The sequence below is a fragment of the Micromonospora sp. WMMD735 genome (genome assembly GCF_049178995.1).
Lineage (GTDB): Bacteria > Actinomycetota > Actinomycetes > Mycobacteriales > Micromonosporaceae > Micromonospora > Micromonospora wenchangensis.
In genome coordinates, this window is sequence record NZ_JBMHMJ010000002.1 from 3742593 (window position 1) to 3767666 (window position 25074).

At 72.5% G+C, this 25074-nt stretch carries 23 protein-coding genes; 12 read left to right on the forward strand and 11 right to left on the reverse strand.

Going from position 1 to position 25074, the window contains the following annotated elements; genetic code table 11:
• Positions 1–73: 73 nt before the first annotated feature.
• Positions 74–1762 carry an acyl-CoA mutase large subunit family protein gene (locus tag ACN268_RS15850; RefSeq protein ID WP_421483853.1) on the reverse strand — a complete coding sequence of 563 codons (1689 nt, stop codon included), beginning with the start codon at positions 1760–1762 and terminating at the stop codon, positions 74–76.
• Positions 1763–2082: 320 nt separating this feature from the next.
• Here ACN268_RS15850 and ACN268_RS15855 point away from each other — a divergent pair, with 320 nt between their 5' ends.
• Genes ACN268_RS15855 through ACN268_RS15865 form a run of 3 tightly spaced genes read left to right on the forward strand, consistent with a single transcriptional unit; the run spans position 2083 to position 4544 of the window.
• Complete coding sequence (locus ACN268_RS15855; protein ID WP_421483854.1) at positions 2083–3213, forward strand: FtsX-like permease family protein; 1131 nt, start codon at positions 2083–2085, stop codon at positions 3211–3213.
• Positions 3210–3944 (forward strand): ABC transporter ATP-binding protein, encoded by a 735-nt coding sequence (locus tag ACN268_RS15860; protein ID WP_421483855.1) that lies wholly within the window; start codon positions 3210–3212, stop codon positions 3942–3944. The genes ACN268_RS15855 and ACN268_RS15860 overlap by 4 nt, the downstream gene beginning before the upstream one ends.
• 15 nt (positions 3945–3959) lie before the next feature.
• The gene (locus ACN268_RS15865; protein WP_421483856.1) at positions 3960–4544 is read left to right on the forward strand and encodes a TetR/AcrR family transcriptional regulator; all 585 of its coding nucleotides are present in this window, start codon (positions 3960–3962) and stop codon (positions 4542–4544) included.
• Positions 4545–4607: 63 nt separating this feature from the next.
• Here the strand turns inward: ACN268_RS15865 and ACN268_RS15870 are convergent, their stop codons facing one another.
• The 3 genes from ACN268_RS15870 to ACN268_RS15880 form a co-directional block, all read right to left on the reverse strand.
• Positions 4608–4865 carry a hypothetical protein gene (locus tag ACN268_RS15870; RefSeq protein WP_282343708.1) on the reverse strand — a complete coding sequence of 86 codons (258 nt, stop codon included), beginning with the start codon at positions 4863–4865 and terminating at the stop codon, positions 4608–4610.
• Between the two features lie 165 nt (positions 4866–5030).
• Positions 5031–5966, reverse strand: coding sequence for a methylmalonyl Co-A mutase-associated GTPase MeaB (meaB, locus tag ACN268_RS15875; protein ID WP_421486909.1), 936 nt, complete (start codon positions 5964–5966; stop codon positions 5031–5033).
• Positions 5967–6293: 327 nt separating this feature from the next.
• Positions 6294–7487, reverse strand: coding sequence for an acetyl-CoA C-acetyltransferase (locus ACN268_RS15880; RefSeq protein ID WP_421483857.1), 1194 nt, complete (start codon positions 7485–7487; stop codon positions 6294–6296).
• Between the two features lie 64 nt (positions 7488–7551).
• Here ACN268_RS15880 and mce point away from each other — a divergent pair, with 64 nt between their 5' ends.
• From mce to ACN268_RS15900, 4 genes are all read left to right on the forward strand, one after another.
• The gene (gene mce, locus ACN268_RS15885) at positions 7552–8028 is read left to right on the forward strand and encodes a methylmalonyl-CoA epimerase (RefSeq protein ID WP_421483858.1); all 477 of its coding nucleotides are present in this window, start codon (positions 7552–7554) and stop codon (positions 8026–8028) included.
• Positions 8029–8361: 333 nt separating this feature from the next.
• Entirely contained in the window at positions 8362–9627 is a 1266-nt protein-coding gene (locus ACN268_RS15890) for a DivIVA domain-containing protein (protein WP_421483859.1), read from the forward strand.
• A gap of 177 nt (positions 9628–9804) precedes the next feature.
• Positions 9805–12012 carry a hypothetical protein gene (locus ACN268_RS15895; protein ID WP_421483860.1) on the forward strand — a complete coding sequence of 736 codons (2208 nt, stop codon included), beginning with the start codon at positions 9805–9807 and terminating at the stop codon, positions 12010–12012.
• 141 nt (positions 12013–12153) lie between these two features.
• Positions 12154–13413 carry an AI-2E family transporter gene (locus ACN268_RS15900; protein WP_421483861.1) on the forward strand — a complete coding sequence of 420 codons (1260 nt, stop codon included), beginning with the start codon at positions 12154–12156 and terminating at the stop codon, positions 13411–13413.
• Between the two features lie 16 nt (positions 13414–13429).
• On the opposite strand, the gene ACN268_RS15905 is transcribed toward ACN268_RS15900, so the two are convergent.
• The 4 genes from ACN268_RS15905 to ACN268_RS15920 form a co-directional block, all read right to left on the reverse strand.
• On the reverse strand, positions 13430–14230 hold the full coding sequence (locus ACN268_RS15905) for an alpha/beta hydrolase (protein ID WP_421483862.1): 801 nt from the start codon (positions 14228–14230) through the stop codon (positions 13430–13432).
• A 94-nt stretch (positions 14231–14324) separates the two neighbouring features.
• Complete coding sequence (locus ACN268_RS15910; protein ID WP_088642767.1) at positions 14325–14651, reverse strand: hypothetical protein; 327 nt, start codon at positions 14649–14651, stop codon at positions 14325–14327.
• Between the two features lie 64 nt (positions 14652–14715).
• A complete protein-coding gene (locus ACN268_RS15915) occupies positions 14716–16491 on the reverse strand; it encodes a 3-hydroxyacyl-CoA dehydrogenase family protein (RefSeq protein ID WP_421483863.1) in 1776 nt (591 codons plus the stop codon).
• A 96-nt stretch (positions 16492–16587) separates the two neighbouring features.
• The gene (locus ACN268_RS15920; protein WP_421483864.1) at positions 16588–17055 is read right to left on the reverse strand and encodes an FHA domain-containing protein; all 468 of its coding nucleotides are present in this window, start codon (positions 17053–17055) and stop codon (positions 16588–16590) included.
• A gap of 192 nt (positions 17056–17247) precedes the next feature.
• Here ACN268_RS15920 and ACN268_RS15925 point away from each other — a divergent pair, with 192 nt between their 5' ends.
• On the forward strand, positions 17248–18747 hold the full coding sequence (locus ACN268_RS15925) for an aldehyde dehydrogenase family protein (protein WP_421483865.1): 1500 nt from the start codon (positions 17248–17250) through the stop codon (positions 18745–18747).
• A 36-nt stretch (positions 18748–18783) separates the two neighbouring features.
• On the opposite strand, the gene nucS is transcribed toward ACN268_RS15925, so the two are convergent.
• Positions 18784–19443, reverse strand: coding sequence for an endonuclease NucS (gene nucS / locus ACN268_RS15930; RefSeq protein ID WP_421483866.1), 660 nt, complete (start codon positions 19441–19443; stop codon positions 18784–18786).
• 71 nt (positions 19444–19514) lie between these two features.
• Between nucS and ACN268_RS15935 the strand changes: the two genes are divergently transcribed.
• Positions 19515–20132, forward strand: coding sequence for a DUF4126 domain-containing protein (locus ACN268_RS15935; protein ID WP_145923013.1), 618 nt, complete (start codon positions 19515–19517; stop codon positions 20130–20132).
• A 66-nt stretch (positions 20133–20198) separates the two neighbouring features.
• On the opposite strand, the gene ACN268_RS15940 is transcribed toward ACN268_RS15935, so the two are convergent.
• On the reverse strand, positions 20199–20795 hold the full coding sequence (locus ACN268_RS15940; protein ID WP_421483867.1) for a hypothetical protein: 597 nt from the start codon (positions 20793–20795) through the stop codon (positions 20199–20201).
• An 853-nt stretch (positions 20796–21648) separates the two neighbouring features.
• On the opposite strand from ACN268_RS15940, the gene ACN268_RS15945 reads away from it, so the two are divergent.
• The 3 genes from ACN268_RS15945 (at position 21649) to ACN268_RS15955 (ending at position 24057) form a co-directional block, all read left to right on the forward strand.
• Positions 21649–21945: a DUF1540 domain-containing protein gene (locus tag ACN268_RS15945; RefSeq protein WP_067312880.1), complete on the forward strand. Its 297-nt coding sequence runs from the start codon at positions 21649–21651 to the stop codon at positions 21943–21945.
• Between the two features lie 364 nt (positions 21946–22309).
• Positions 22310–23212 (forward strand): ABC transporter ATP-binding protein, encoded by a 903-nt coding sequence (locus ACN268_RS15950; protein WP_421483868.1) that lies wholly within the window; start codon positions 22310–22312, stop codon positions 23210–23212.
• Positions 23212–24057, forward strand: a complete 846-nt coding sequence (locus tag ACN268_RS15955) for an ABC transporter permease (RefSeq protein WP_421483869.1) — start codon at positions 23212–23214, stop codon at positions 24055–24057. Before ACN268_RS15950 ends, ACN268_RS15955 begins: the two co-directional genes overlap by 1 nt.
• A gap of 106 nt (positions 24058–24163) precedes the next feature.
• Here ACN268_RS15955 and ACN268_RS15960 read toward each other — a convergent pair whose 3' ends face one another.
• Entirely contained in the window at positions 24164–25012 is an 849-nt protein-coding gene (locus tag ACN268_RS15960; RefSeq protein WP_421483870.1) for a 3-hydroxyacyl-CoA dehydrogenase family protein, read from the reverse strand.
• Positions 25013–25074 lie beyond the last annotated feature (62 nt).

Sequence of the window (25074 nt, forward strand, 5' to 3'; positions counted from 1 at the left end):
GCGCCCCATTCATGAGGGTCTGCCGCCACCACAACTCCATGATCGACCGGGGGGTGGGGTGGGGTGGGGGGGGTCAGAAGCGGGCGGGTTCGCGGTAGGTGCCCCATTCGGTGCGTAGGGCGTCGCAGATTTCACCCAGGGTGGCTTCGGCGCGGACGGCGTCGAGCATCGGGGGGATCATGTTGCCGCCGGTGCGGCTGACCTCGATCATGCGGGCCACCGCCGCCGTCACCGCCGCGTCGTCGCGGGCGGCCTTGCGCTCGGCGAGCACCCGGCGCTGCTCCAGCTCCACCTCGTGCGAGATGCGCAGGATCTCCAGCTCCTTGGCGACCGTGCCGGTGTGGCAGTTGACCCCGACGATCTTCTTGTCGCCCTTTTCGAGGGCCTGCTGGTAGACGAAGGCCGCCTCGGCGATGTGGCCGGTGAACCAGCCGTCCTCGATGCCGCGCAGGATGCCTGAGGTCATCGGGCCGATCCGGTGCGGGCCGTCGCCACCGAGCTGCCGGATCCGGGCGAAGATCTCCTCCGCCTCGGCCTCGATGGCGTCGGTGAGCGCCTCGACGTACCAGGAGCCGCCGAGCGGGTCGGCCACGTTGGTCACCCCGATCTCCTCCATCAGCACCTGCTGGGTGCGCAGGGCGATCTCGGCGGACTCGTCGGTGGGCAGGGCGAGGGTCTCGTCCAGGGCGTTGGTGTGCAGCGAGTTGGTGCCGCCGAGCACGGCGGCCAGCGCCTCCACGGCGGTGCGTACCACGTTGTTGACCGGCTGCTGTGCGGTCAGCGACACCCCGGCGGTCTGGGTGTGGAACCGCAGCCAGAGGGCCTTCTCGCTGGTCGCGCCGTAGACGTCGCGCAGCCAGCGGGCCCAGATCCGGCGGGCGGCCCGGAACTTGGCGATCTCCTCGAAGAAGTCCAGGTGCGCGTCGAAGAAGAAGCTCAGTCCGGGGGCGAAGACGTTGACGTCGAGCCCGCGCGAGAGCCCCAGTTCGACGTAGCCGAACCCGTCGGCCAGGGTGTACGCCAGCTCCTGTGCGGCGGTGGAGCCGGCCTCGCGGATGTGGTAGCCGGAGACCGACAGCGGCTTGTAGCGCGGGATCTCGGCGGCGCAGTACTCCATCAGGTCGCCGATCAGGCGCAGGTGCGGCTCGGGGTCGAACAGCCACTCCTTCTGCGCGATGTACTCCTTGAAGATGTCGGTCTGCAACGTGCCGTCGAGCCGGGACAGGTCGACGCCCTGCCGCTCGGCGGCGACGAGGTACATGCAGAACACCGGCACCGCCGGGCCGGAGATGGTCATCGAGGTGGTGACGCCGGCCAGGTCGATGCCGTCGAAGAGCACCTCCATGTCGGCGGCGGAGTCCACCGCGACCCCGCAGTGCCCGACCTCGCCCAGCGCCTGCGGGTCGTCGGAGTCGCGCCCCATCAGGGTCGGCATGTCGAAGGCGACGGAGAGCCCGCCGCCGCCCGCGCCGAGGATCATCTTGTACCGCTCGTTGGTCTGCCGGGCGTTGCCGAAGCCGGCGAACTGCCGGATCGTCCAGGCCCGCCCCCGGTAGCCGGTGGGGTGCAACCCCCGGGTGTACGGGAACTCGCCCGGCCAGCCGATCCGTTCGAACCCGGGGTACGCGGTGCCCTCGGGCGGCCCGTACACCGGTTGCACGGTGGTGCCGGACAGGGTGGTGAAGTCCGCGTCCCGCTTGCGCGCGGCGTCGTACCGGGCCTGCCAGCGTGCCCGTCCGGCGGCGATCTCGTCGGCGTTCATCCGCGGGGCTCCTCCTCGAGTCCTCGACCGAACCCCGAGTGTAGAACGAAGCCTGAACGATCGCTAAGGAAGCTCGCCCCCGCCCCGCCCCCGACCCACCCCCTCACCTCGCCCCTTCTCCCCGGTGATCAAGAGGTTCGCGTCACGATCGGCCGGAAGATTGACGCGAACCTCTTGATCACCGGGGCAGGTGAGAGGGAGACAGGCTGGCGGTGACGCGGGGCGGGAGGGGGTGGGCAGCGAGGATGCGGGAGCATGCCGACATGGTGTTGCTAACATGCTGACATGATGTCGATAAAAATCGGGTCCGGGTGGGGCTCATGTTCCTAGCTGTCCGCGAGCTTCGGTTCGCCCGTGCCCGGTTCGGGCTGATGGGGGCGGTGATCGCGCTCATCGCCGTACTGGTGGTGCTCCTGTCCGGGCTCTCCGTGGGGCTGGTCAACGACGGGGTGTCCGGCCTGCAACGACTGCCGGTGACCTCGTTCGCGTTCGCCGACGGCGTCCAACGCGACTCGGCGCTCTCCCGCAGCGTGGTCGACATGAAGGCGGTCGACACCTGGGCCGGCCGGCCCGACGTTGCGCGGGCCACCGCGTACGGCAACACGCTGGCCAACGCCAAGAGCGGATCGGGCGTCGAGATCGACCTGGCGCTCTTCGGGGTACAGCCCGAATCGTTCCTCTCCCCCCAGGTCAGCGAGGGCGACCGGCTCGGTGCGCCGGGCGGGATCGTGGTCAGCCAAACCGCCGTCGACGCCGGACTGCGGGTCGGTGACACCCTCACGGTCGACCGGGTCGGCACCACCCTCACGGTCATCGGCGTCCTGCCCGGCCAGCACACGTTCGGGCACGTCGACGTGGGCTACGTCCCACTGCGCACCTGGCAGGAGATCCGCGCCGGGCTCGGACCGGAAGACCCGGTCCCGGCCCACGTCTACACCGAGATCACGGCGGTCGCGGTGCAGGCCAGGCAGGGCGCGGACGTCGACCTCGCGGACGGCGACCGGGCGGCGGGCACCGAGAGCATGACGCTCGACGAGTCGTTCGGCGCCTCTCCCGGATACACCGCGGAGACCTCCACGCTCAAACTGATCCAGTACTTCCTGTACGCGATCTCCGCGCTGGTCGTGGGGGCGTTCTTCACCGTCTGGACGATCCAGCGCAAGCACGAGATCGCGGTGATGCGGGCGATGGGCGCACCGACCCGGTTCCTGCTGCGGGACGGGCTGACCCAGGCGCTGATCCTGTTGCTCCTCGCCGCCGGTGTCGGCGTCGCCGCCGGCGTCGGGCTGGGCAGCCTGATCGGTGGCGGTGGTGTCCCGTTCGCCCTGGAGGCGTCCGCGGTCGCCGGGGCGAGCCTGCTGCTGATCGTGCTCGGCCTGCTGGGAGCGGTCGCGGCGATCATCCGGATCGCCGCGGTGGACCCGTTGACGGCGTTGGGAGCGAACCGATGAGCACGCACACCGACAACCCCGGATCGGCGGCCGGCGCGGGCGACCCGGCCCGGCGTCAGCTCGACGGGCTGCACATGCGGGACGTCTGCCTGCGCTTCGGCGACGGTGAGGACACCGTGCTCGCGCTCGACGGGGTCTCGCTCACCGTCGCTCCCGGCGAGTTCGTCGCCGTGGTCGGCCCCTCCGGCGCCGGCAAGTCGAGCCTGCTGGCCGTCGCCGGCGGGTTGAGCATGCCGACGTCCGGCTCGGTCCGGGTGGCCGGACGGGACATGGCGGTGGCCAACCGCCGGACCCGCACGACGCTGCGGCGCGAGAGCGTCGGCTTCGTGTTCCAGTCCGGCAACCTGCTACCGGCGCTGACCGCCGTGGACCAGCTCCGGCTACCGACCCGGTTCGGCCCGGTGACGAACGGCACCGCCCGTGACCCGCACACCCTGCTGGCCGAGGTGGGCATGGCCGGCAAGGCCGACCGGCGACCGCACCAACTCTCCGGGGGCGAGCGTCAGCGGGTGGGCATCGCCCGCGCCCTGGTCACCAACCCCCGGCTGCTGCTGGTCGACGAGCCCACCGCCGCCCTGGACCGGGTACGCAGCCACGAGGTCGTCGAACTGCTCGCCCGGGAGACCCGGGAGCACGGCGTCGCGACCGTCATGGTCACCCACGACCAGGACGTCCTGCGGCACTGCGACACGGTGTACGAGATGATTGACGGGAAGCTCACGCCAGCCTGACCGAAGGATCCGCCGGTGCCGAAGATCCAGGCAGCCACCGTCGCCGAGCACCGCGCCCGGCAACGCGCGGCGATACTGGACGCCGCCCGGTCGATCCTCGCCGAAGGTGGCTCGGAAGCGCCGAGCCTGGCCGCGGTCGCCGCGCGGACAGGCCTGGCGCGTCCGAGCGTCTACCAGTACTTCAAATCCCGCACCGACCTGCTCGACGCGGTCATCGTGGACCTGCTCCCCCGCTGGTCGACCTACGTGACGCAACGGATGCGCCGGGCCACCACCCCCGGCGACCGGGTCCTCGCCTACGTGACGGCCAACCTCCACCTGGTCGCCAAGGGCGAGCACGCGGTCTTCCGCGGACTGTCGGCGATCGCCTCCCCGGAAGCGCTCGCCGAACCCAGCCGTCACCTCCACGAGCAGTTACGCGCCCCGCTCGTGGAGGCCCTCGCCGAGCACGGCGCACCCGACCCGGCCGGCACCGCCGAACTCATCCAGGCGATCGTCTACACCGCCTCCCACATGATCGAGAACGGTGTCGGGGAGGCCAAGGCCCGTTCGCTCGCGCGCGGGCTGCTGGAGCCGTACCTGCGGCAACCGACCGGCTGACCGCACACCACCGGCGGCGGCCGGTGGAATGGCCGTCCCCATTGCGCGCGGGTGCAGTGCCGATCAGGTGTAGAGGACCAGGTGCCAGTGCGGGTTGTGGCTGGCGGAATAGTTGCAGGCATAGTCGCGGTACCGCGAATTCGGCAGCTCGACCGCATTGCTGCCGGCCTGGTAACAGGAGGTGCTGTTGGTGAACCAACCGCCGCTCACCGAGCCGGCGCTCGCGGCGGCCGCCGTCGTCGCCAACGTCAGCGACACCGCGCCGACGACGAGTGCGCCGGAGACGCCGAGCCGGGTGGCCATTGTTCCGATCCTGGTCACGGTATTCCTTCCCTTCCTCGGTTCGGAGACCGCGCCCCGGGCGACAGAATGTGCCCGGGCCCGAGATCAGTTTCGCTGTTCCTGTATACACGCGTACATCACGGCATTCAAGAGCAGCAATACGCCGCCCGAAAAGGGCAGGTGGTGTCCGGCCCGCAGCCCCGGTCAGGAGCTGATCTGGGCCAACAACTCCTCCGCCGCCGCGTACGGGTCCAGCGCCCCCTCGGCGACCTTCGCGGCGAGCGCCGGCAGCTCCGTACCGTCGCGCAGGGAACCGATGCGGGCGCGCAGGGTGCCCAGCGCGATCGCCTCGATCTCGGCGGCGGCCCGCTTCTCCCGGCGGCGGCGCAGCTCGTCGTGCTGCTCCAGCCAGGCCCGGTGCTTGTCGATCGCGGCGGCGATGTCGTCGATCCCCTCGCCGCGCGCGGCGACCGACCGGACCACCTGCGGCCGCCACTGCCCCGGCCCGCGCTCGCCCAACGCGATCATGCCCTGGATGTCGCGGACGGTGTTGTCGACGCCGTCCCGGTCGGCCTTGTTGACCACGAAGACGTCGGCGATCTCCAGGATGCCGGCCTTGACCGCCTGGATCGCGTCACCCATGCCCGGGGCGAGCAGCACCAGCGTGGTGTCGGCGAGCGAGGCCACCTCCACCTCGGCCTGGCCGACCCCGACCGTCTCCACCAGCACCACGTCGCAGCCGGCGCCCTCCAGCACCCGGACCGCCTGCGGGGTCGCCGCGGAGAGCCCGCCGAGGTGGCCCCGGCTGGACATCGACCGGATGTAGACGCCCGGGTCGGTGGCATGATCCTGCATCCGCACCCGGTCGCCGAGGATCGCCCCGCCGGTGAACGGGCTGGACGGGTCGATGGCCAGCACCCCGACCCGGTGCCCGCCCGCCCGTAACGCCCGCACCAGTTCGTTGGTGGTGGTCGACTTGCCCACCCCCGGGGAGCCGGTCAACCCGACCACCTGGGCCTGCCCGGCGTACGGCGCGAGCGCCGCCGCCACCTGCGGCAGCACCTCGTCACCGGACTCCACCAGGGTGATCAGCCGGGCCACCGCACGGGGGTCACCCTCACGCGCCCGGGCCACCAGCATCGGTACGTCCCGACTGCGACGAACCGGGACAGCGGCCGGGGCGGGGGCGTTCTCGACAGTCACTGGGCCACCTTCGCTCACGACTGCGGGGCTCGCAAACCCCGCTCACTCCTCGCGCTCACCACCGAGCCACCTTCGCCCTACGACTGCGGGGCTCGCAAACCCCGCTCACTCCTCGCGCTCACCACCGAGCCACCTTCGCCCTACGACTGCGGGGCTCGCAAACCCCGCTCACTCCTCGCGCTCACCACCGAGCCACCCTCGCTCACGACTGCGGGGCCCGCCAACCCCTGTCACTCCCCACGCTCGCGGGCCCGGGGGCGCGGGTCAGCCCTGGGCGTCGGCCGGCACGTGGATGATCAGGGCGTCGCCCTGGCCGCCACCGCCGCAGAGTGCCGCCGCACCGGTGCCGCCGCCGCGCCGCTTCAACTCCAGCGCGAGGGTGAGCACCAGCCGGGCACCGGACATGCCGATCGGGTGCCCCAGCGCGATGGCCCCGCCGTTGACGTTGATCTTGTCGGCGCTGACCCCGAGATCCCGCGCGGACTGGATGCCGACCTGGGCGAACGCCTCGTTGATCTCGATGAGGTCGAGGTCGTCGATGCTCAGGCCACCCTTCTTCAGGGCGTGCTGGATGGCGTTGGACGGCTGCGAGTGCAGGGAGTTGTCCGGGCCCGCCACGTTGCCGTGCGCGCCGACCTCGGCCAACCAGGCCAGGCCCAGCTCGTTCGCCTTGGCCTTGCTCATCACGACCACTGCCGCCGCGCCGTCCGAGATCGGCGACGAGGAGCCGGCGGTGATCGTGCCGTCCCTGGTGAACGCGGGCCGCAGCTTGGCCAGCGACTCGGCGGTGGTGTCCGGCCGGATGCCCTCGTCCTCGCTGATCACCAGCGGGTCGCCCTTGCGCTGCGGGATGACCACCGGGGTGATCTCGTCGGCGAAGTGGCCGTTCTTCTGGGCGGCGGCGGCCCGCTGGTGGCTGGCCGCCGCGAACGCGTCCTGCTCCTCGCGGGTGATGCCGTGCCGTGCGCCGAGCCGCTCGGTGGACTCGCCCATCGAGCAGCAGTCCCAGGCGTCGCTGAGCCCGTCGTGGGCCATGTGGTCCTTGATCGTCACGTCGCCGTACTTGTAGCCGGCGCGCTGGCCGAGCAGCAGGTGCGGGGCGTTGGTCATCGACTCCATGCCACCGGCCACCACGATGTCGAACTCGCCGGCCCGGATGAGCTGGTCGGCCAGGGCGATCGCGTCCAGGCCGGAGAGGCACACCTTGTTGATGCTCAGCGCCGGCACCGACATCGGGATGCCCGCCTCCACCGCCGCCTGCCGGGCGGGGATCTGCCCGGCACCGGCCTGGAGCACCTGGCCCATGATCACGTACTGCACCTGGTCCGGGGCGACCCCGGCGCGCTCCAGCGCCGCCTTGATCGCGATGCCGCCGAGCTTCGTCGCCGGCAGGTCCTTCAGGTTGCCCAGCAGCCGGCCCATCGGGGTCCGCGCGCCGCTGACGATGACCGATGCCACTGTCTGCCTCCGAGGGGGGGTACCGAGCTGTACGCCTTAACGGCTGTTCGGCCAGACTAGCGTCATGGCTGAGAACTCCCCCGTCGAGCCCGCTGCCGACTACGTCACAGACATCGGGCTGCGCCGTATCGACCACGTCGGGGTCGCGGTCGCCGACCTGGACGCCGCGATCGACTTCTATCAGCGCACCTTCGGGATGCGCTGCATACACGAGGAGACCAACACCGAGCAGGGCGTACGCGAGGCGATGATGGCCGTCGGCCCGACCGCCGAGGGTGGCTGCGTGCAGCTGCTCGCCCCGTTGTCGCCGGAGTCGACCATCGCCAAGTTCCTCGACCGCAACGGCCCCGGGGTGCAGCAGGTGGCGTACACGGTCGCCGACATCGACGCGGCCTGCGCGATCCTGCGCGAACGCGGCGTACGGCTGCTCTACGACACCCCGAAGCGCGGCACCGCCAACTCCCGGGTCAACTTCGTCCATCCCAAGGCCGCCGGCGGCGTCCTCGTCGAACTCGTCCAACCCGCCGACACCCCCCACTGACACTGTCCTCTCCCCGCGTCCCCACCCCGCCCCTTCCGTGTCGATCAAGAGGTTTGCGTCATCTCGATCTCCAGACCTGACGCAAACCTCTTGATCACCGGGGCGGGGCGGACCGGGGCGGGCATTGTGCGGGGGTGCTATTCCGGGGGTGGCGGGGAAAGGGGTCGGGCACTGCCGGGATAGCGGGCGGCAGCGGCGGCGGGGCCGCCCGGACCTGCCAAGATCGCCGTTTGGTGCCGGCCGCCGGTACGACCCGGTGGACCATGTAAAGAGGACACGAAAGCTCGGCACCGCTCTTGCGAACGACCCCGGGGGGTCTGCAAGTATGTCCCAATGCCCCAGCAGCAGTCCTCCCCTCTCGCGTTCTTCGATAACGCGAACTCGCAGCCCGACTTCACGGTGGGCCTGCGTGGATACAACACCCACCAGGTCGACGACTTCCTCGGTCGGATGACGGCCGCACTGACCCAGTCGGAGCAGGCCCGCGCCGAGGCCGAGCAGCGGATGAACGACGCCCAGCGTCGGCTCCGCCAGGCCGAGCAGCGGCAGGCCGCGCTCGAGCAGAAGCTCACCGACACCAACAAGCAGCTCGAGGAGAACAGCCGGCCGACCCTCTCGGGTCTCGGCACCCGGGTCGAGCAGATCCTGCGGCTGGCCGAGGAGCAGGCCAACGACCACCGCAACGAGGCCAAGCGCGAGTCGGAAGGGATCCTCTCCGCTGCCCGGCTGGAGGCGCGGGAGATCACCGACAAGGCGCGCGCCGAGGCCGCCGCGATGAAGGCCACCGCCGAGCGGGAGGCCGGCACCGTCCGCACCGCCGCCGAGCGGGAGGCCGCCGAGGCCCGGGTGCAGGCCCGTCGGGAGGCCGACACGCTGCGCGCCGACGCCGACCGGGAGACCAAGCAGCTGCGTACGGTCACCGCGCACGAGGTGGCCGAGCTGAAGTCCACCGTCGAGCGGGAAGTCGCCACCCTGCGCGCCACCGCCGAGCGGGAGATCACCCAGCAGCGGGCGAAGGCCGCGCGGGAGGCCGAGGAGAAGCGCGCCGAGGCCACCAAGCTGCTCACCGACGCCCGCGACAAGCGGGACAAGGACCTTCAGGCGCTGGAGCTCCAGCTCGCCGAGCGGCGGGAGAAGGCCGAGCGCGAGGAGTCGGAGCGGCACGCCGCCCAGGTGGCGCAGACCCAGAAGCTGGTCGGCGAGGCCGAGCAGCGGGCGCGGGCCGCCCAGGAGCGGGCCAAGGAGATCGAGCAGCGCGCCGAGGCCCGCCGGGTCGAGTCCGAGCGCACCGCCAACGACACCGTCGACAAGGCCAAGGCGTTGGCCGAGAAGACCCTCAACGAGGCCAAGGCCGAGGCGAAGCGGCTGCTCACCGAGGCGCGCACCGAGGCGGACCTGACCACCCAGGCGGCCCGCCGCGAGGTGGAGGACCTCACCCGCCAGAAGGACGCGGTCACCTCGCAGCTCGGCCAGATGCTCTCCGGCCTGGCCGGGATCGTGCCGGGCGTACCGGCCCAGCAGCAGGCCGCCGCGCCGGCCAAGCCGGAGCCGGCCAAGGCCGACGCCGAGTCCCGGGCGACCGCGGAGACCGCCAGCTGACCGAACGCATCGACGGGGCATGAGTCGCGGCGCGGAGGGACACCGGATGACCGGTGCACCCCCGCGCCGCGCCCGTTCCCGCCCTGTGACACCCTGTCGCGGGACAGCACTGAAACAGCTCCCCACAGCGGCGTCCGTATCGCCCCCGGAGGGCCGGATGCGTGTGAGGATGGGGGCATGTCGCACGGCGAGGAACTGTTCGCTCTCGGCGGGGATGTGACGACGGAGCCCAGCTTCGAGTCCGCTCTGCGGGGATACGACAAACGACAGGTCGACCGGTACGTCGCTCGTGCGGAGCACGAGATCGCCACGCTGACGGGTGAGCGGGAACAGGCGTACACCCAGATCCACAAGTTGGCCGGTCAGGTCGAGCACCTGCAGCGGGATCTCGCCCAGGTGCGCAAGCAGGTCGGGGTGGTGGACCGGGCCTCCTTCAAGCATCTCGGCCCCCGGGTCGAGCAGATCCTCGCCCTCGCCGAGGAGCAGGCGGACGCCATCCTGGTCGCCGCCAACGAGGAGATCGAGGCCCGTCGGGCCGCCGCCGAGCACATCATCGACGAGGCACGTGAGCAGGCCGCCCGGGCCCTCAAGGACTTCGAGATCGCGCTCGCCGCCCGGCGTGCCGAGGAGGAACGGCACACCACGGCCCGCAAGGCCGAGGCCGACGCCGCCGTGCGTACCGCCAAGCAGGAGGCCGCACGGCTGCGCAGCACCGCCAAGGACGAGGCGACCCTGCTGCGTGCCACCGCCGAGGACGAGTCCAACCGGTTGCGGACCGCCGCCCAGGAGGCCCTGAACCGGGCCCAGCAGGAGGCCACCCAGCTCCGCGACACCGCCAAGGAGATCCACGCCCGGGCCCAGCAGGAGGCCACCAAGCTCCGTGAGACGGCGAAGGCGGCGCTGGCCAAGGCCCAGAAGGAGGCCACCGACCTGCGCGAGGCCGCCAAGGAGGTGCACCTCAAGGCGCAGCAGGAGGCCCGGCGGCTCGTCGATTCGGCGACGGAGACCAGCCGCGCCACCCACGCCAAGGCGCTCCAGCAGGCCAAGCAGGTCACCGACGACGCCGACGGCGCGGCCAAGGCGACCCGGGAACGGGCCCGGCAGGAGGCGCAGCGGCTGACCACCGAGGCGACCGAGGCGGCCCGACGCAGCCGGGCCGAGGCCGAGGCGTACGTGCAGCGGATGCGCACCGAGACCGAGGCGTACGTGCAGCAGTCCCGCGCCCAGACGCAGCAGGAGCTGGGGGCCTGGCGCGCAGGGGTGGAGCAGGAGGTCAACGGCCGGCGGGAGGCCGCCGACCGGGAGCTGGCCCAGCGTCGGGCCGCCGCCGAGCAGGAGTTCGCCAAGCACCGCGACGAACTGGACCGCAAGCACCGGGCCCGGCACGACGAGCTGGAACAGCAGCACGGCACGCGGCAGGCCGAGCTGGAGCGGGAGTGGGCCGCCCGGCGGGACGAGATCGAGCAGGGTGCGGCCGAGATCCGCCGGGCCGCCGAGGCGGACGCGGCGACGCTGCGCCGCACGGCCGAGCAGGAGACCACCGAGCTGCGTCGGCGGGTGGAGCAGGAGACCACCGAGCTGCTCGACCGGGTCGAGCGGGAGACCGCCGAGAAGCGTCGCCAGGCCGACGAGCACGTCGCCGCCTCCCGCCGGCAGTTCGACGAGTACGCAGCCACGACCCAGCAGCACCTGGCGACCACCCAGCAGCACCTCGCCGCCACCCAGCAGGAGGCGGCGGCGGGCCGGCAGCAGCTCGCCCGGGTGATGCTGGAGATCGCCCAGGCCCAGCAGCAGCTCGCCGACCTGCGTCAGGAGACCTGGCAGGCGCGGCAGGAGCACGACGAGCTGCTACGGGAGGCCACCGCCCTGCGGACGCGCGCCGCGACGCCGGTGGGCAGCGACGCGGTGACGCCGTCCCCGGACGGCGACGGGCCGGCGTCGGGTCCGCTCGGCAACGGCAGGAAACCGAAGCCGACGCGTGCCACCGACGCCCCGGCACCGCAGCCGGTGGGCTCCGGTGCGGTCGACAGCGCCAAGCCCTCCGCCGGCAGCGACGCCGGGAAGAAGCCGGTCGTCGCCGGTGCGGACCCGGTCGTGGCCGTGACCAGGCCGGCCGGCGGTCCGGGCAGCAACGGCACGAAGCCGACCGGCGGTACGGACGGTGCCGCGAAGCCGAAGGCCGAGCCGGTGACCACGGTGGACGGCGGAACGGCGAGCGCCGGAGTGGACGGTGAACCGACGGTCGCCGCGGTTCCGGGCACCGCCGGTCGGGGCGCCACCCCGACGAAGATCACCAGTACCGGGGAGAACGGCAAGCGGCCCAGCAAGCCGACCACCGACGAGCGCAGCGCCAAGCCGAGCACGGTGACCGTCGAGTCCGAGTGACCACGGTGGGGTGCCCCGGGGTGGCCGGCGGGGCACCCGCCCCACTACCCTGCGGGCAGGAGCCCGTACGGTAGGTGGCCGTCGGGTGGATCGGCTGATCCGCTCCGGTGTGCCGCGCCGGGGCGGAACTGGGGAGGTCCGGTGGCACAGCACGGCCCGGCACGCGACGACGCGACCCGGGACGGCGCCCCTGAAGTCGTACCGACGGACGCCGACGCCCCCACCACCCGCCCCACGACACGGGACGAACCGGCACCTGGGCCTGCGGCCCCGGTCCAGGATGCGGCGGCACGCGACGAGCCGGGGCGGGACGCCTCCGACGACGACACCGCCGGGTCGGTCGCCACCGGCTCGGGGCGGTTCGGTCGACCCGGGCGGCCACTGCGGCGCAGCAGTTTCCTGGTCGGCTTCACCGGGGCGCTCGGCGTGCTGCTGGCGTACACCGTGTTCCTGGGCATCCGCAATGCCGGCGGCATCCTGGTCCTGGTGGTGATCGCGCTCTTCCTGGCGGTGGGGCTCAACCCGGCGGTGGTCCGGCTGCGCCGCTGGGGGTTGCCGCACGGGCTGGCGGTGACGGTGGTGGCGCTGACCCTGGTGCTGCTGATCGTCGCCGGGCTGGTGGCGCTGGTGCCGCCCGTGGTGACGCAGACCGGGCAGTTCATCGAGCAGCTCCCCAGCTACGTCGAGGAGCTGCGCCGCAACCGCACGGTCAACGACCTGGTGGTCCGGTACGACGTGATGCGGCGGGTGCAGGAGCTGGCGAACGCGGACACCGTGGGCCGGGCGCTCGGCGGCGTCCTCGGCGGCGCCCAGTTGATCTTCGGCACGATCTTCCGGGTGCTCACCGTGCTGGTGCTGACGATCTACTTCCTGGCCTACTTCGACCGGTTACGCGACCTCGGGTACGCGTTGGTGCCGAGGTCACGCCGGCAGCGGGTCAGCCTGATCGGCGACGAGATCCTCACCAAGGTCGGCGCGTACATGGTGGGGGCGCTGAGCATCGCGGTGCTGGCCGGCGCGACCAGCTTCGTCTTCGCCCTGGTCGTCGGGCTGCCCTACCCGTTCGCGCTGGCCGTGGTGGTGGCGGTGACCGACCTGATCCCGCAGATCGGGGCCACCCTCGGCGCGGTGGTCGTCAGCCTGGTCGGCTTCGCCACCGCGCTGCCGATCGGCATCGCCTGCGCGGTCTTCTTCGTGCTCTACCAGCAGGTGGAGAACTACCTCATCTACCCGAAGATCATGCGGCGGTCGGTGGAGGTCAACGAGGTGGCCGCGCTGCTCGCCGCCCTGCTCGGGGTGGCGCTGATGGGGGTGGTCGGCGCACTGATCGCCATCCCGGTCGTCGCCGCCCTCCAGCTCATCCTGCGCGAGGTGGTGCTCCCCCGCCAGGACCGCCGCTGAGCCGACCGGAAGTGGCTCAGTCGGCGGCGGGCCCGGGTACGGGGGTGTCGGCGAAGGCGGCCACCGTCCGGTCGGCGTACGCGCTGACGTCACCGGTCTCCATCGGGCCGTCCCAGCTCGTCGGCAGCGGCAGCGGCACCGCCGGGTTCACCCGCCTGACGATCTCGTCGAGCACCCGCTCGGCGTCGCCCACCCAGAGGTGCTTGGCCCCGGGCACGCCGACGACCTCGGCCTGCGGCACCACCGCGAAGCGCCGCCGGGCCTCCTCGGGGCGGAGGTAGTCGTCGAACTCGGGCACCAGCGCGGTCAGCGGCCGACCCGACTCCGCCCAGACGGCCAGGTCGGCGGGCTGCGAGAAACGCAACGGCGGGGAGAGCAGGATCGCCCCGGCCACCGCCGGGTCGCAGCCGTACTTCAGGGTCAGGTCGGTGCCGAACGACCAGCCCACCAGCCAGATGTTCGGCAGCTCGTGGAACTCGGCGTACTCGATGGCGGCGGCGACGTCGAACCGTTCGCCCACCGCGTTGTCGAACGCGCCCTCGCTGGTGCCCCGCACGCTGCCGGTGCCCCGGGTGTTGAACCGGAGCACCGCCAGGTCGGCCAGGGCGGGCAGCCGCCAGGCCGCCTTGCGGAAGACGTGACTGTCCATCATTCCGCCGTGGGTGGGCAGCGGGTGCAGGCAGACCAGGGTGCCCGCCGGCGTCCGGTCGACCGGGCGGGCCAGCTCGCCGACGAGCCGCAGGCCGTCGGCGGTGTGCAGCTCGATGTCCTCCCGGTGGCCGGGCAGGATCGACGACGCGCGGATCGGTGTGCTCACCGCCCCAGTCTGACCCGAACCCGCCGCCGTCGCTCGCCCGGGGCGGAACCGGGGTGATCCAGATCGCTCGCGCCGGGCGGCCGGGCCGGACCGGTCAGCCGTAGCGGGGAGCGCCCCGGCCGCGCAGCAGGTTCGGTCCCCGCCGGTCCCGGGCCCGCCAGCAGCCGTTGTGCCAGTGCCGCCGGTCGGTGAGGTCACCCGCGCCGTCGGCCGGCCAGGCCACCAGGTGCGCCACCCCGGGTCGGATCTCCTGGTCACATCCGGGGCAGCGGTACGTCTTGACGGACGCCCCGCCGCTGATCCCGCGTACCTGCCACTCGCCGTCGCGCCACTGCTGCACCGACTCCACGCCGTGCCGGGCCCGTTCGGCGTCCAACTGGCCGGTGTCCTCGCGGCGGGGACGGTTGCGACGGGGGCTCACCGTGCCAAGGTTACGGTCAGTCCCAGGTCGCCGGACGGGTGAGGTCGTCCGCCCCGGGGTCGGATCAGCGCCCGGTGTGCTCGCGGAACCCCCGGCCGGCGGCGCGGCCCAGGTGACCTGCGGTGACCAGGTGGTGCAGCAGCGGCGCGGGGGCCAGGCCCGGTTCGCGCGATTCCCGGTACAGCGCCCGCTGCACGGCCAGCGCCACGTCGAGGCCGATCGCGTCGAGCAGCGCGAACGGGCCCGTCGGGTAGCCGCAGCCGAGCGTCATCGCGTGGTCGATGTGGTCGACGCCGGCATAACCGGCCTCCAGCATCCGTACCGCGTCGTTGAGGTACGGGAAGAGCAGCGCGTCGACCACGAAGCCGGCCCGGTCGTCGCAGACCAGCGTGGTCCGGCCGAGGGCGGCGCAGACCGCGCGGGCGGTGGCGGTGGCCTCCGTCGAGGTCCGGACGGTGGTCACCACCTCGACCAGCGTGCGGGCCCGCACCGGGGCGCAGAAGTGCAGGCCGAGCACGTCGGCGGGACGGCGGGTGGCCATCGCCAGCTCGATCACCGGCAGCGTGGAGGTGGTGGTGGCGAGCACCACGCCCGGCTTGCAGACCTCGTCGAGGCGGGCGAACAGCGTCCGGGTGGTGTCCAGATCTCCCGCCGTCGCCTCGACCACCAGGTCGACGTCGGTGAGTTGCTCCAGCGCGTCCGCCCAGCTGATCCGGGCCAGCGCGGCGTCGCGGCCCGCCGGGTCGGGATCGTTCCGGGTGACGCCCTCGTCGAGCGCGGTCCGGACCGCCCCGGCGGTCCCGGCGGGCCCGTCCGCGCCGACGGCGACCACCTGGTGGCCGGCGGCGGCGAACACCGCGGCGAGATCGGCCGCCGTGGTCCCCGAGCCGACGACCCCGACCCTGGTCACGGCCGTGCTGCCCGGCGCGTCGTCGGCGGTCGGGGTCGACCCGTCGGGTACGACCTTCGCCGAGCCCGGCTTGTCGTAGGTGTAGAAGCCGCGTCCGGTCTTGCGGCCGAGCAGCCCCGCCGTGACCATCTGCCGGATCAGCGGCGCCGGGGCGTGCCGGCGGTTGCGCCCGCCGTGCCGGTACATGGTGTTCAGGATCTCGTACGCGGTGTCCAGGCCGATCAGGTCCAGCAGGGCGAGCGGACCCATCGGCAGGCCGCAGCCAAGGGTCATCGCCGCGTCGAGGTCCTCGCGGGTGACGTGACGCGCCTCGAACAGGCTGACCGCCTGGTTGAGGTAGCCGAACAGCAGGGCGTTGGCGATGAATCCGGCCCGGTCGCCGATCGTCACGCCGACCTTGCCGAGCCGGGCGCAGAGCGCCTCGACGTCGTCGACCACGTCGGCGGCGGTGACCACGGTGCGGACGACCTCGACCAGTTTCATCACCGGTGCCGGGTTGAAGAAGTGCAGGCCGACGACCTGCTGGGGGCGACCGGTGGCGACGGCGATGTCGGTGACGCCCAGCGAGGAGGTGTTGGTGGCGAGGATGGTGTCGGGCCGGCAGATCCGGTCCAGTTCGGCGAAGATCCGCCGCTTGAGGTCGAGGCGCTCGGGGACCGCCTCGACGACCAGGTCCACCGCGTGCAGCGCGTCCAGCCCGACCTGGAAGTCGACCCGGGCGTGCAGGGCGTCCCGGTCGGCCCCGGCCAGCTTGCCCCGCGCCACCGCCCGGTCGGTCGACCGGGTGAGGGTGGCCCGGCCCCGGGCCAGGGCGTCCGGGGAGATCTCCACCGCGACGACGTCGACACCGTTGCGGGCGAACACCTCGACGATGCCGGCGCCCATGGTGCCCAGACCGACCACGCCCACCCTGGTGAACTCCCGCGCCACGACCGGCCTCCCTGGTTGATTCCGCCGCTGCCGACTTGAACGAACGCTAAGGCTATCCGTCGGGACCGGGGCGGTGGAGGTCGGTCCCCGTCCGCCTCAGGCGTCGACGGCGCTGGGCGCGGGGACCGGGGCGGCCGGCAGGGCGTCGGTGGAGCCGGGAGGGCGCGGCGGCAGCGGCAGCGTGGGGCGGTGGTCCCGGCGGCCGACGGACCCCCCGGCGAAGCGCAGGCCGACCGGGTCGGTGGTGGCCAGTCCGGGGTCGAAGTAGCGCAGCTCGGTACGGCCGAGCCGGATCACGTCGCCGTCGGTGAGCGGTTCGGCGTCGGTGATCCGCCGGTCGTTGAGCCAGGTGCCGTTGGTCGATCCCAGGTCGACCAGGACCACCCCGTCGTCGGTCAGCCGCACCTCGGCGTGCCGCCGGCTCAGGTGTGCGTCGGCGACCGCGATGTCGGCGGTCGGCGCCCGGCCGATCACCTGCGGCCGGGGCCGGACGCGGAAGCTCGCCCCGCGCATCGGGCCAGCGGCCACCGTCAGCAGTGGCATCAGTTCCGGATGATCCTGCATGGACAGTCAGCTCCCCACCCACCGTCGCCCCGCGGTCAGCCTGCCAGCTCCGCGTGACCAGCTCACCACCCGCCCGGTCACCTCCACGACCCCTGGCGGACATCCGGTGTCCACCGAACAGGCGGCGACGGAGCAATAGCTGAACGCTGTTCACAACTACCAGCGGGTAGCTTCCGGGGCTAGACTTCCGCCATGACGGCTGTGCAGGTCCCGGGTACCCCGGTCATCTCCGACGGTCGGCTGGTCTCGACGAGCCCGGCCACCGGCGACGAGGCCGGCAGCGTGCCGGTCGCCACCGCCGCGGAGGTCGACCGCGCGGTCGCCCGCGCCCGCACGGCCGGGCAGTGGTGGGCCGGGCTCGGTTTCACCGGCCGCCGCACCCGGCTGCTGCGCTGGCGGGCCCTGCTCGCCCAGCGGGTCGAGGAGCTGGCCGAGCTGATCCACGTCGAGGGCGGCAAGCCGGTCGGGGACGCCGTCGTCGAGGTGCTCACCGCCATCGAGCACATCGACTGGGCGGCCCGCAACGCCCGCCGGGTGCTGGGGCCGCGCCGGGTCCGCTCCCGGCTGATCCTCGCCGAGTTCTCCGGTCACCTCGAATACCAGCCGCACGGCGTGGTCGGGGTGATCGGCCCGTGGAACTACCCGGTCTTCACCCCGGTCGGTTCCGCCGCCTACGCGCTGGCCGCCGGCAACGCGGTCGTCCTCAAGCCCAGCGAGTACACCCCGGTCGTCGGGCAGTGGCTGGTCGACACGTTCGCCGAGGTGGTGCCGGAACAGCCGGTGTTCACGGCGGTGCACGGCCTGGGCGACGTCGGCGCGGCGCTGTGCCGCTCGGGCGTCGACAAGGTGGCCTTCACCGGTTCCACGGCGACCGCCCGCCGGGTGATGGCCGCCTGCGCCGAGTCGCTGACCCCGGTGCTGCTGGAGGCCGGCGGCAAGGACGCGATGATCGTGGACGCCGACGCCGACCTGGACGCCGCCGCCGAGGCGTGCGTCTGGGGCGCGCTGACCAACGCCGGGCAGACCTGCATCGGCATCGAACGGGTCTACGCGGTGGCGGCCGTGCACGACGCGTTCGTCGACAAGGTGGTCGCCCGCGCCGAACGGCTGACCGTCGGCGCGGACGGCGCCGATCTCGGCCCGATCACCATGCCGAGCCAGCTCGACGTGATCCGCCGGCACATCGACGAGGCCATCGCCGCCGGGGGACGGGCGGTGGTGGGCGGTCCCGCCGCCGTGCAGCCGCCGTACGTGCATCCGACGGTGCTGGTGGACGTCCCCGAGTCGGCGTCGGCGATCCGCGAGGAGACCTTCGGCCCGACCGTGACCATCACCCGGGTCGCCGACGCCGACGAGGCCGTACGCCGGGCCAACGCCCTGCCGTACGGCCTGGGGGGTTCGGTGTTCGGGCGGCGCGACGCGGTGGCGATCGCCCGGCGGCTGCGCTCGGGGATGGCGTCGGTCAACTCGGCGCTCACCTTCGCCGGCATGTCCACGCTGCCGTTCGGCGGGGTGGGCGACTCCGGCTTCGGCCGCATCCACGGTGAGGACGGGCTGCGCGAGTTCGGCCGGGCCAAGTCGGTCACCCGGCGGCGGGCCCGTTCGCTGCTGCCCGCGATGACCTTCGAGCGGACCCCGACCGACGTGGCCCGGATCGTCAGGGTCACCAAGGCCCTGTACGGCCGCCGCTGACCGCCCGGCGGGCGGCCCCCGCCGGGCGGCCGGCGGTCAGAACAGGGTCAGTTCGTCGCGCACGATGCCGCGCAGCCGGTCGTAGTCGACGACGACGCAGCGGATGCCCCGGTCGGTGGCGAGGACCCGGGCCTGCGGCTTGATCTCCTGGGCGGCGAAGACGCCGGTCACCGGGGCGAGCAGCGGGTCCCGGTTCATCAGTTCGAGGTAGCGGGTGAGCTGCTCGACGCCGTCGATCTCGCCGCGCCGCTTCACCTCGACGGCAACCGCGCCGGCGTTGGCGTCCCGGCAGAGCAGGTCGACCGGGCCGATCGCCGTCATGTACTCCCGCCGGACCAGGGTGAAGCCCTCCCCCAGCGTCTCCGGATTGGCGGCCAGCAGCTCCTGCAGGTGCGCCTCGACGCCGTCCTTGCGCAGCCCCGGGTCGATGCCCAGCTCGTACGAGGTGTCCTGGAAGACCTCCTCCAGGGTGATCCGCAGCTCCTCGCCGGCCTTGTTGACCACCCGCCACACGCCGGGGGCCTCCTCCAGCCGACAGGGCGGGCTCATCCAGTTCAACGGCTTGTACGCACGGTCGTCGGCGTGGATCGACACCGACCCGTCCGCCTTCACCATGAGCAGGCGGGTGGCCAGCGGCAGGTGCGCCGAGAGCCGTCCGACGTAGTCCACCGAGCACTTCGCAATCACCAGACGCACCCGACGAGGGTAGCCGAGGACCGGCCGGTCACCGTCGCGCGGCACTGGCGTGCCGGTGCCATGCTGAGATGGTGTTCGAAGTCCTCACCGGTACCGGGCTCGCCGCCTCGGCGGGCCTGAACGCCTACATTCCCCTGCTCACGATGGGCCTGCTCGCCCGCTACACCAGCCTGATCGACCTGCCCAGCGGCTGGCAGTGGCTGGGCAACGGCTGGGTGCTGGCGATCCTCGCGGCGTTGCTCGCGGTCGAGGTCGTCGCCGACAAGGTGCCCGTGGTCGACCATGTCAACGACGTCGTGCAGACGGTGGTCCGCCCCACCGCCGGTGGCCTCGCGTTCGGCGCCGGGTCGGGCTCGGAGACGGTGACGGTGAGCGACCCGGGCGGGTTCTTCTCGTCCCACCAGTGGGTGCCGGTGGCCGCCGGTGTCGCCATCGCGCTCGGGGTGCACCTGTTCAAGGCGGCGGCCCGACCGGTGGTCAACGCGACCACCGCGGGTTTCGGCGCACCGGTGGCCAGCACCGCCGAGGACGCAACGAGCGTGCTGATGTCCCTGGTGGCGATCATCCTGCCGGTACTGGTGCTGGCCTTCCTGCTGGGCATGGTGGCGTTCGTGGTCTGGTTCCTGCGCCGACGCCGGGAGCGCCGCCGGGACCGCGAGGCGGCCCGCGCCGCCGGCTACCGGGTCTGACCCACCGCCGCACACACCGACGGCCGGCACCCCACGCGGGGTGCCGGCCGTCGTGTCGTACGGGGGTCAGCTGTTCCAGTGCTGGGCGACGAGGTCGGCGGCCTGCTGCTCCCACTGGGCGTAGTGGTCGGGGTACGCCGACACCTGCACGGTCTGGGCGGCCTTGGTCAGGGGCATGTCCTGCCAGCCGTCGACCTGCTTGAGGCCCTTGAGGAACGCCAGGGTGGCGTACTCGGGGTCGGTGATCTGCTCCACCGTGCCCCAGCCGCTGGACGGCCGCTGCTGGAACAGGCCCTGCGAGTCGTGGTCGTTGCGGTCACCGAGGTGGCCGAGGTTCTCCAGCTTCGACTCCTGCAGGCTGGTCGCGATGGACACGACGGCGGCCCGCTCGTCCATGCCGGCCTTCTTCGTCGCCGCGATGATCGCCTTGACGTTGCCGGTCTGCTCGTCGTTGAGGTCGATGCGGGACTGCTCGCCCTGCACACCGTGCGGGATCAGCTTGGCGGTGTCCACGGCGGGCTTGTCGGCCTGGACCACGGCAACGGTGTGGTCGGCAGCGGTCGACTCGGCGGTGCCGTGGTTCAACGGACCGGCGGCCAGACCACCGGCGACGGCCAGACCGGCGATACCGAGGACGCTCTTACGCAGAATGGTGGTCTTCATGGGGGATGCTCCTTCGAGGGGGTCGACGCCACCCGACCGGTCGGGGGACCGGGTCACCGGCGGAGCCGGTGGTGGGGGCGTAAGCACCACGACGAGGCGCTCACGAGGGGAGTTCTCAGGTCTCCGGCGGGCCCTGCCGCTCGCGCCGGAACCAGATGTAACGACCGGGGGGCCCGCGTCATTCCGGGGCGCTGCCCGCCTCCGGGCTGGCCGGGCGGGGTGCTGCTGCGGTCGTACAGAGGGTGTAACGACTGCGGGCCGGCCGGGATTCCGCCGTGGGGGTGCCGCCGGTCACGGGACGCCCCGCCCGGTCGACCCGGCTGCGGACACCGGTGACGACCCGACCGCACCGAACCGGACATCCGGCCGCATTCGTGCCGCACGGGCCCGCCGGACGGGGCCGCCTCACCGACGACCGGGTCCGCACCGCCCACCCGGACAGGCACAAACCCGCCGCCCCACCCGGCGCGCCCCTGCCCCGCCGCCCACCCGACCCAGCCCGCCCCACCCAGCCCGCCCCACCCGGCCCGCCCGACCCGGCCGGCCCGCACGGCCCGGTGATCAAGAGGTTTGCGTCATCGAGAGCGCTCTCCTGGGCCGCAATTCTCTTGATCACCGGGGTGGGAGGGGTGCGGGCAGGAGGGTGAGCGGGGCGGGAGGGTGGTGGAGCGGGAGGGCCACCGGGGCGGGAGGGTGAGCGGGGCGGAAAGGGGCGGGGGGTGAGGAACGGGTCGTTCGGGCGGGGTTGACGGTGGCGGCGGGCTTCCTACGGGGTGATCAGCAGTGGAACAGCCCGCGCCCCACCCAACCGACGCCTACCATTTGTGGCATATCTACCGAAAGTGAGGTTGTCATGACCGCAGCGATGGAAATGCCCCGGGTTCAGGAGTGCGCGGCCTCGTCCTGCGCCTACAACCACACCAACGACTGCCACGCGTTCGCCATCACCATCGGCAGCACCGACCACGCGCACTGCCACACCTTCGTGGAGCTGCCGGTACGCGGTGGCCTCGACCGGCTCATCGCCCAGGTCGGCGCGTGCAGCCGGGCCGACTGCCGGCACAACGCGGAGCTGGAGTGTCGCGCCCCGGCGATCACCGTCGGCCCCGACAACGACCTGGCCGACTGCATGACCTACCAGAGCCGCTGACCGACCAGAGCGCTGATACGACCAAAGCGCTGACAGACCAGAGCCGCTGACCGACCAGAGCGCTGATACGACCAGAGCGCTGACAGACCAGAGCCGCTGACCGACCGGCCAGCACGGGGCCGGGGCCACATGCCCCGGCCCCGCCGGACTCCCCCGACCCCGACCCGACCCCGGCCCCCACCCTGAGCCCGAGCCCGACGACCAGGCCCGGAACCGCCGGACGTCCCCGGTCCCGTCGGCGTCCCCGGTGTGCAGCACCTCACAGGCCCCCGCCGGGGACGAGCGGGACGCCTCGACGCGACCCGGCCGACACCGGCACACCCCGGGCCGCCGCGCCGGACGGCCTGGTCGCACACTGGACGGCATGGATGACGAGCTCGCGATCTCCGTACGGGGACTGCGCAAGGCGTACGGCGACAACGTCGCGGTGGCGGGGGTGGACCTCGACGTCCGCCGGGGCGAGGTGTTCGCCCTGCTCGGACCGAACGGCGCGGGCAAGACGACCACGGTGGAGATCCTGGAGGGCTACCGGCAGCGCGACGCCGGCCAGGTCAGCGTGCTCGGCACCGACCCCGGTCTCGTCCTCGGCTCCCGCCCGCGCGGCCAGCGGGCGGGCGCACCGGGCACCTCCCGGGGCCGGGCGGCCGACTGGCGGTCCCGGGTCGGCATCGTGCTCCAGGGCACCGGCGAGTTCGACGAGCTGACCGTCGCCGAGGTGGTCCGGCACTTCTCCGGGTTCTATCCCGAGGCGGACGACCCGGACAAGGTCGTCGAACGGGTCGGGCTGGGTGCCAAGGCCAACGCCCGCACGCACACCCTCTCCGGCGGGCAGAAGCGCCGGCTCGACGTGGCGCTGGGCATCATCGGCCGCCCCGAGCTGCTCTTCCTCGACGAGCCCACCACCGGTTTCGACCCGGAGGCGCGGCGCGAGTTCTGGGAGCTGATCCGCGACCTCGCCGCCGCCGGCACCACCATCGTGCTCACCACCCACTACCTGGACGAGGCCGAGTCGCTCGCCGACCGGGTCGGGGTGATCGCCGCCGGCCGGGTGATCGAGGTGGCCCCGCCGAACCTGCTCGGCAACCGCCAGAACGCCCTGGCGACGGTGTCCTGGCGTACCCCCGAGGGGACGTTGGAGACCGCGCAGAGCGCGACGCCGACGGCGCTGGTGGCGGAGTTGGCCGCGCGTTTCGGCGGCGAGGTGCCCGGTCTCACGGTGACCCGGCCGACCCTGGAAGACGTCTACCTGAGCATGATCGGACACTGATGACCACCACCACGAAGCCGGTGCCCCCGCCCGCCACCACCGGCCGCCGGCGGGTCGGGCCGGGCGCGCTCGCCCTGCGCCAGGGCCGGCTGGAGATCACCCAGTTCCTGCGCAGCCGGGAGTCCGTCGTGTTCACGATGGGCTTCCCGATCATCATGATCCTGATCTTCGCGTCGATCTTCGACGGGACGATCGGCGGCGGGGTGAAGTTCACCCAGTACTTCATCACCGGCATGATCGCGACCGGGCTGATGACGGTGAGCTTCCAGAACCTCGGCATCTGGATCCCGATCGAGCGGGACCGGGGCGTGCTGAAGCGCTACCGGGGCACCCCGATGCCGAAGTGGGTCTGGTTCGCCGGCAAGGTGATCATGGTGGTGGTGATCGGTGTCGCCGAGACCGCGCTGCTGCTGGCGGTCGCCGTGGCGCTGTTCGACCTCGACCTGCCGGCCACCGCCGCGAAGTGGTTCACCTTCGGCTGGGTCGCCGTGCTCGGGGTGACCGCCTGCACGCTGTGCGGGATCGCCATCTCGTCGCTGGCCCGCACCGCACGCAGCGGCTCCGCCGTGGTCACCCCGGTCTCCCTGGTGCTCCAGTTCATCTCCGGGGTGTTCTTCGTCTTCACCGACCTGCCAACCTGGATGCAGCAGGTGGCGGCGTTCTTCCCGCTCAAGTGGATGTGCCAGGGCCTGCGCGCGGTCTTCCTGCCGGAGAGTTTCGGCGCGCAGGAGCCCGGCGGCTCCTTCGAGCTGGGCCGGGTCGCCCTGGTCCTCGCCCTGTGGTGCCTGATCGGCCTGGCCCTCTGCCTGACCACCTTCCGCTGGACCACCAAGCGCGACGGCTGACCCGCCGGGTGTACTCGACGCGGTTGTGCCGATACTGCGGTGTCCGCTGACGGGGACACCGCAGTATCGGCGACGTTGCTGGCCGGGGCCGAGACCGGGGCGGCGCTCAGTACGAGTAGAAGCCCTGGCCGGTCTTGCGGCCCAGGTCACCGGCGGTGGCCATCCGCTGGAGCAGCTCCGGCGGGAAGAACTTCTCGTCGGCCGTGTCGGTGTAGATGTTCCGCGTGGCGTTCAGCAGGACGTCCACGCCGGTCAGGTCGACCGTGGCCAGCGGGCCCATCGCGTGACCGAAGCCGAGCTTGCAGGCGGTGTCCAGGTCCTCGGCCGACATCACCCCGGACTCGACCAGCTTGACCGCCTCCATCGCCAGCGCGCAGATCAGCCGGGTGGTGACGAAACCGGCGATGTCCCGGTTGACCACCACCACCGTCTTGCCGATCTCCTCGGCGAACGCCCTGGCGGTGGTCAGGGTCGCGTCGCTGGTCTTGTAGCCGCGCACCAGCTCGCACAGCTTCATCATCGGCACCGGGGAGAAGAAGTGGGTGCCGACGACCGACTCCGGGCGCTGCGTCGCGGTGGCGATCTGGGTCACCGGGATGGCCGACGTGTTGGTCGCCAGCACCGCGTCCGCCTTGCAGATCTTGTCCAGCGCGCGGAACACCTCGTGCTTGATCTCGATCTTCTCGAAGACCGCCTCGACCACGATGTCCGCGTCGGCCGCCGCCTCCAGCTCGGTGGTCGGGGTGATCCGGCCCAGCGTGGCCTCGACGTCGGACGCCTCGATCCTGCCCTTCTCGGCGAACTTCGTCAGCGACTTGCGGATGCCGTCCACGCCGCGCGTCGTGGCCGCGTCGTCGACGTCGCGCAGCGTCACCTGCCAGCCCGCCTGCGCCGCCACCTGGGCGATGCCGGAACCCATCAGTCCGGCCCCGACGACCGCGAGTCGACCCGCCATCTGCTTCTCCCTCGCCTAGAGATTGAGTGTCTGCCAGCACCCTAGTCGGCGAGCCTGAACGA

Coding starts and splice junctions, on each gene's coding strand:
- ACN268_RS15850 (WP_421483853.1), bottom strand. CDS start 1,762: ATGAACGCCGACGAGATCGCCGCCGGACGGGCACGCTGGCAGGCCCGG.
- ACN268_RS15855 (WP_421483854.1), top strand. CDS start 2,083: ATGTTCCTAGCTGTCCGCGAGCTTCGGTTCGCCCGTGCCCGGTTCGGG.
- ACN268_RS15860 (WP_421483855.1), top strand. CDS start 3,210: ATGAGCACGCACACCGACAACCCCGGATCGGCGGCCGGCGCGGGCGAC.
- meaB (WP_421486909.1), bottom strand. CDS start 5,966: ATGCTGGTGGCCCGGGCGCGTGAGGGTGACCCCCGTGCGGTGGCCCGG.
- mce (WP_421483858.1), top strand. CDS start 7,552: ATGGCTGAGAACTCCCCCGTCGAGCCCGCTGCCGACTACGTCACAGAC.
- ACN268_RS15890 (WP_421483859.1), top strand. CDS start 8,362: ATGCCCCAGCAGCAGTCCTCCCCTCTCGCGTTCTTCGATAACGCGAAC.
- ACN268_RS15895 (WP_421483860.1), top strand. CDS start 9,805: ATGTCGCACGGCGAGGAACTGTTCGCTCTCGGCGGGGATGTGACGACG.
- ACN268_RS15920 (WP_421483864.1), bottom strand. CDS start 17,055: ATGCAGGATCATCCGGAACTGATGCCACTGCTGACGGTGGCCGCTGGC.
- ACN268_RS15925 (WP_421483865.1), top strand. CDS start 17,248: ATGACGGCTGTGCAGGTCCCGGGTACCCCGGTCATCTCCGACGGTCGG.
- ACN268_RS15940 (WP_421483867.1), bottom strand. CDS start 20,795: ATGAAGACCACCATTCTGCGTAAGAGCGTCCTCGGTATCGCCGGTCTG.
- ACN268_RS15945 (WP_067312880.1), top strand. CDS start 21,649: ATGACCGCAGCGATGGAAATGCCCCGGGTTCAGGAGTGCGCGGCCTCG.
- ACN268_RS15950 (WP_421483868.1), top strand. CDS start 22,310: ATGGATGACGAGCTCGCGATCTCCGTACGGGGACTGCGCAAGGCGTAC.
- ACN268_RS15955 (WP_421483869.1), top strand. CDS start 23,212: ATGACCACCACCACGAAGCCGGTGCCCCCGCCCGCCACCACCGGCCGC.
- ACN268_RS15960 (WP_421483870.1), bottom strand. CDS start 25,012: ATGGCGGGTCGACTCGCGGTCGTCGGGGCCGGACTGATGGGTTCCGGC.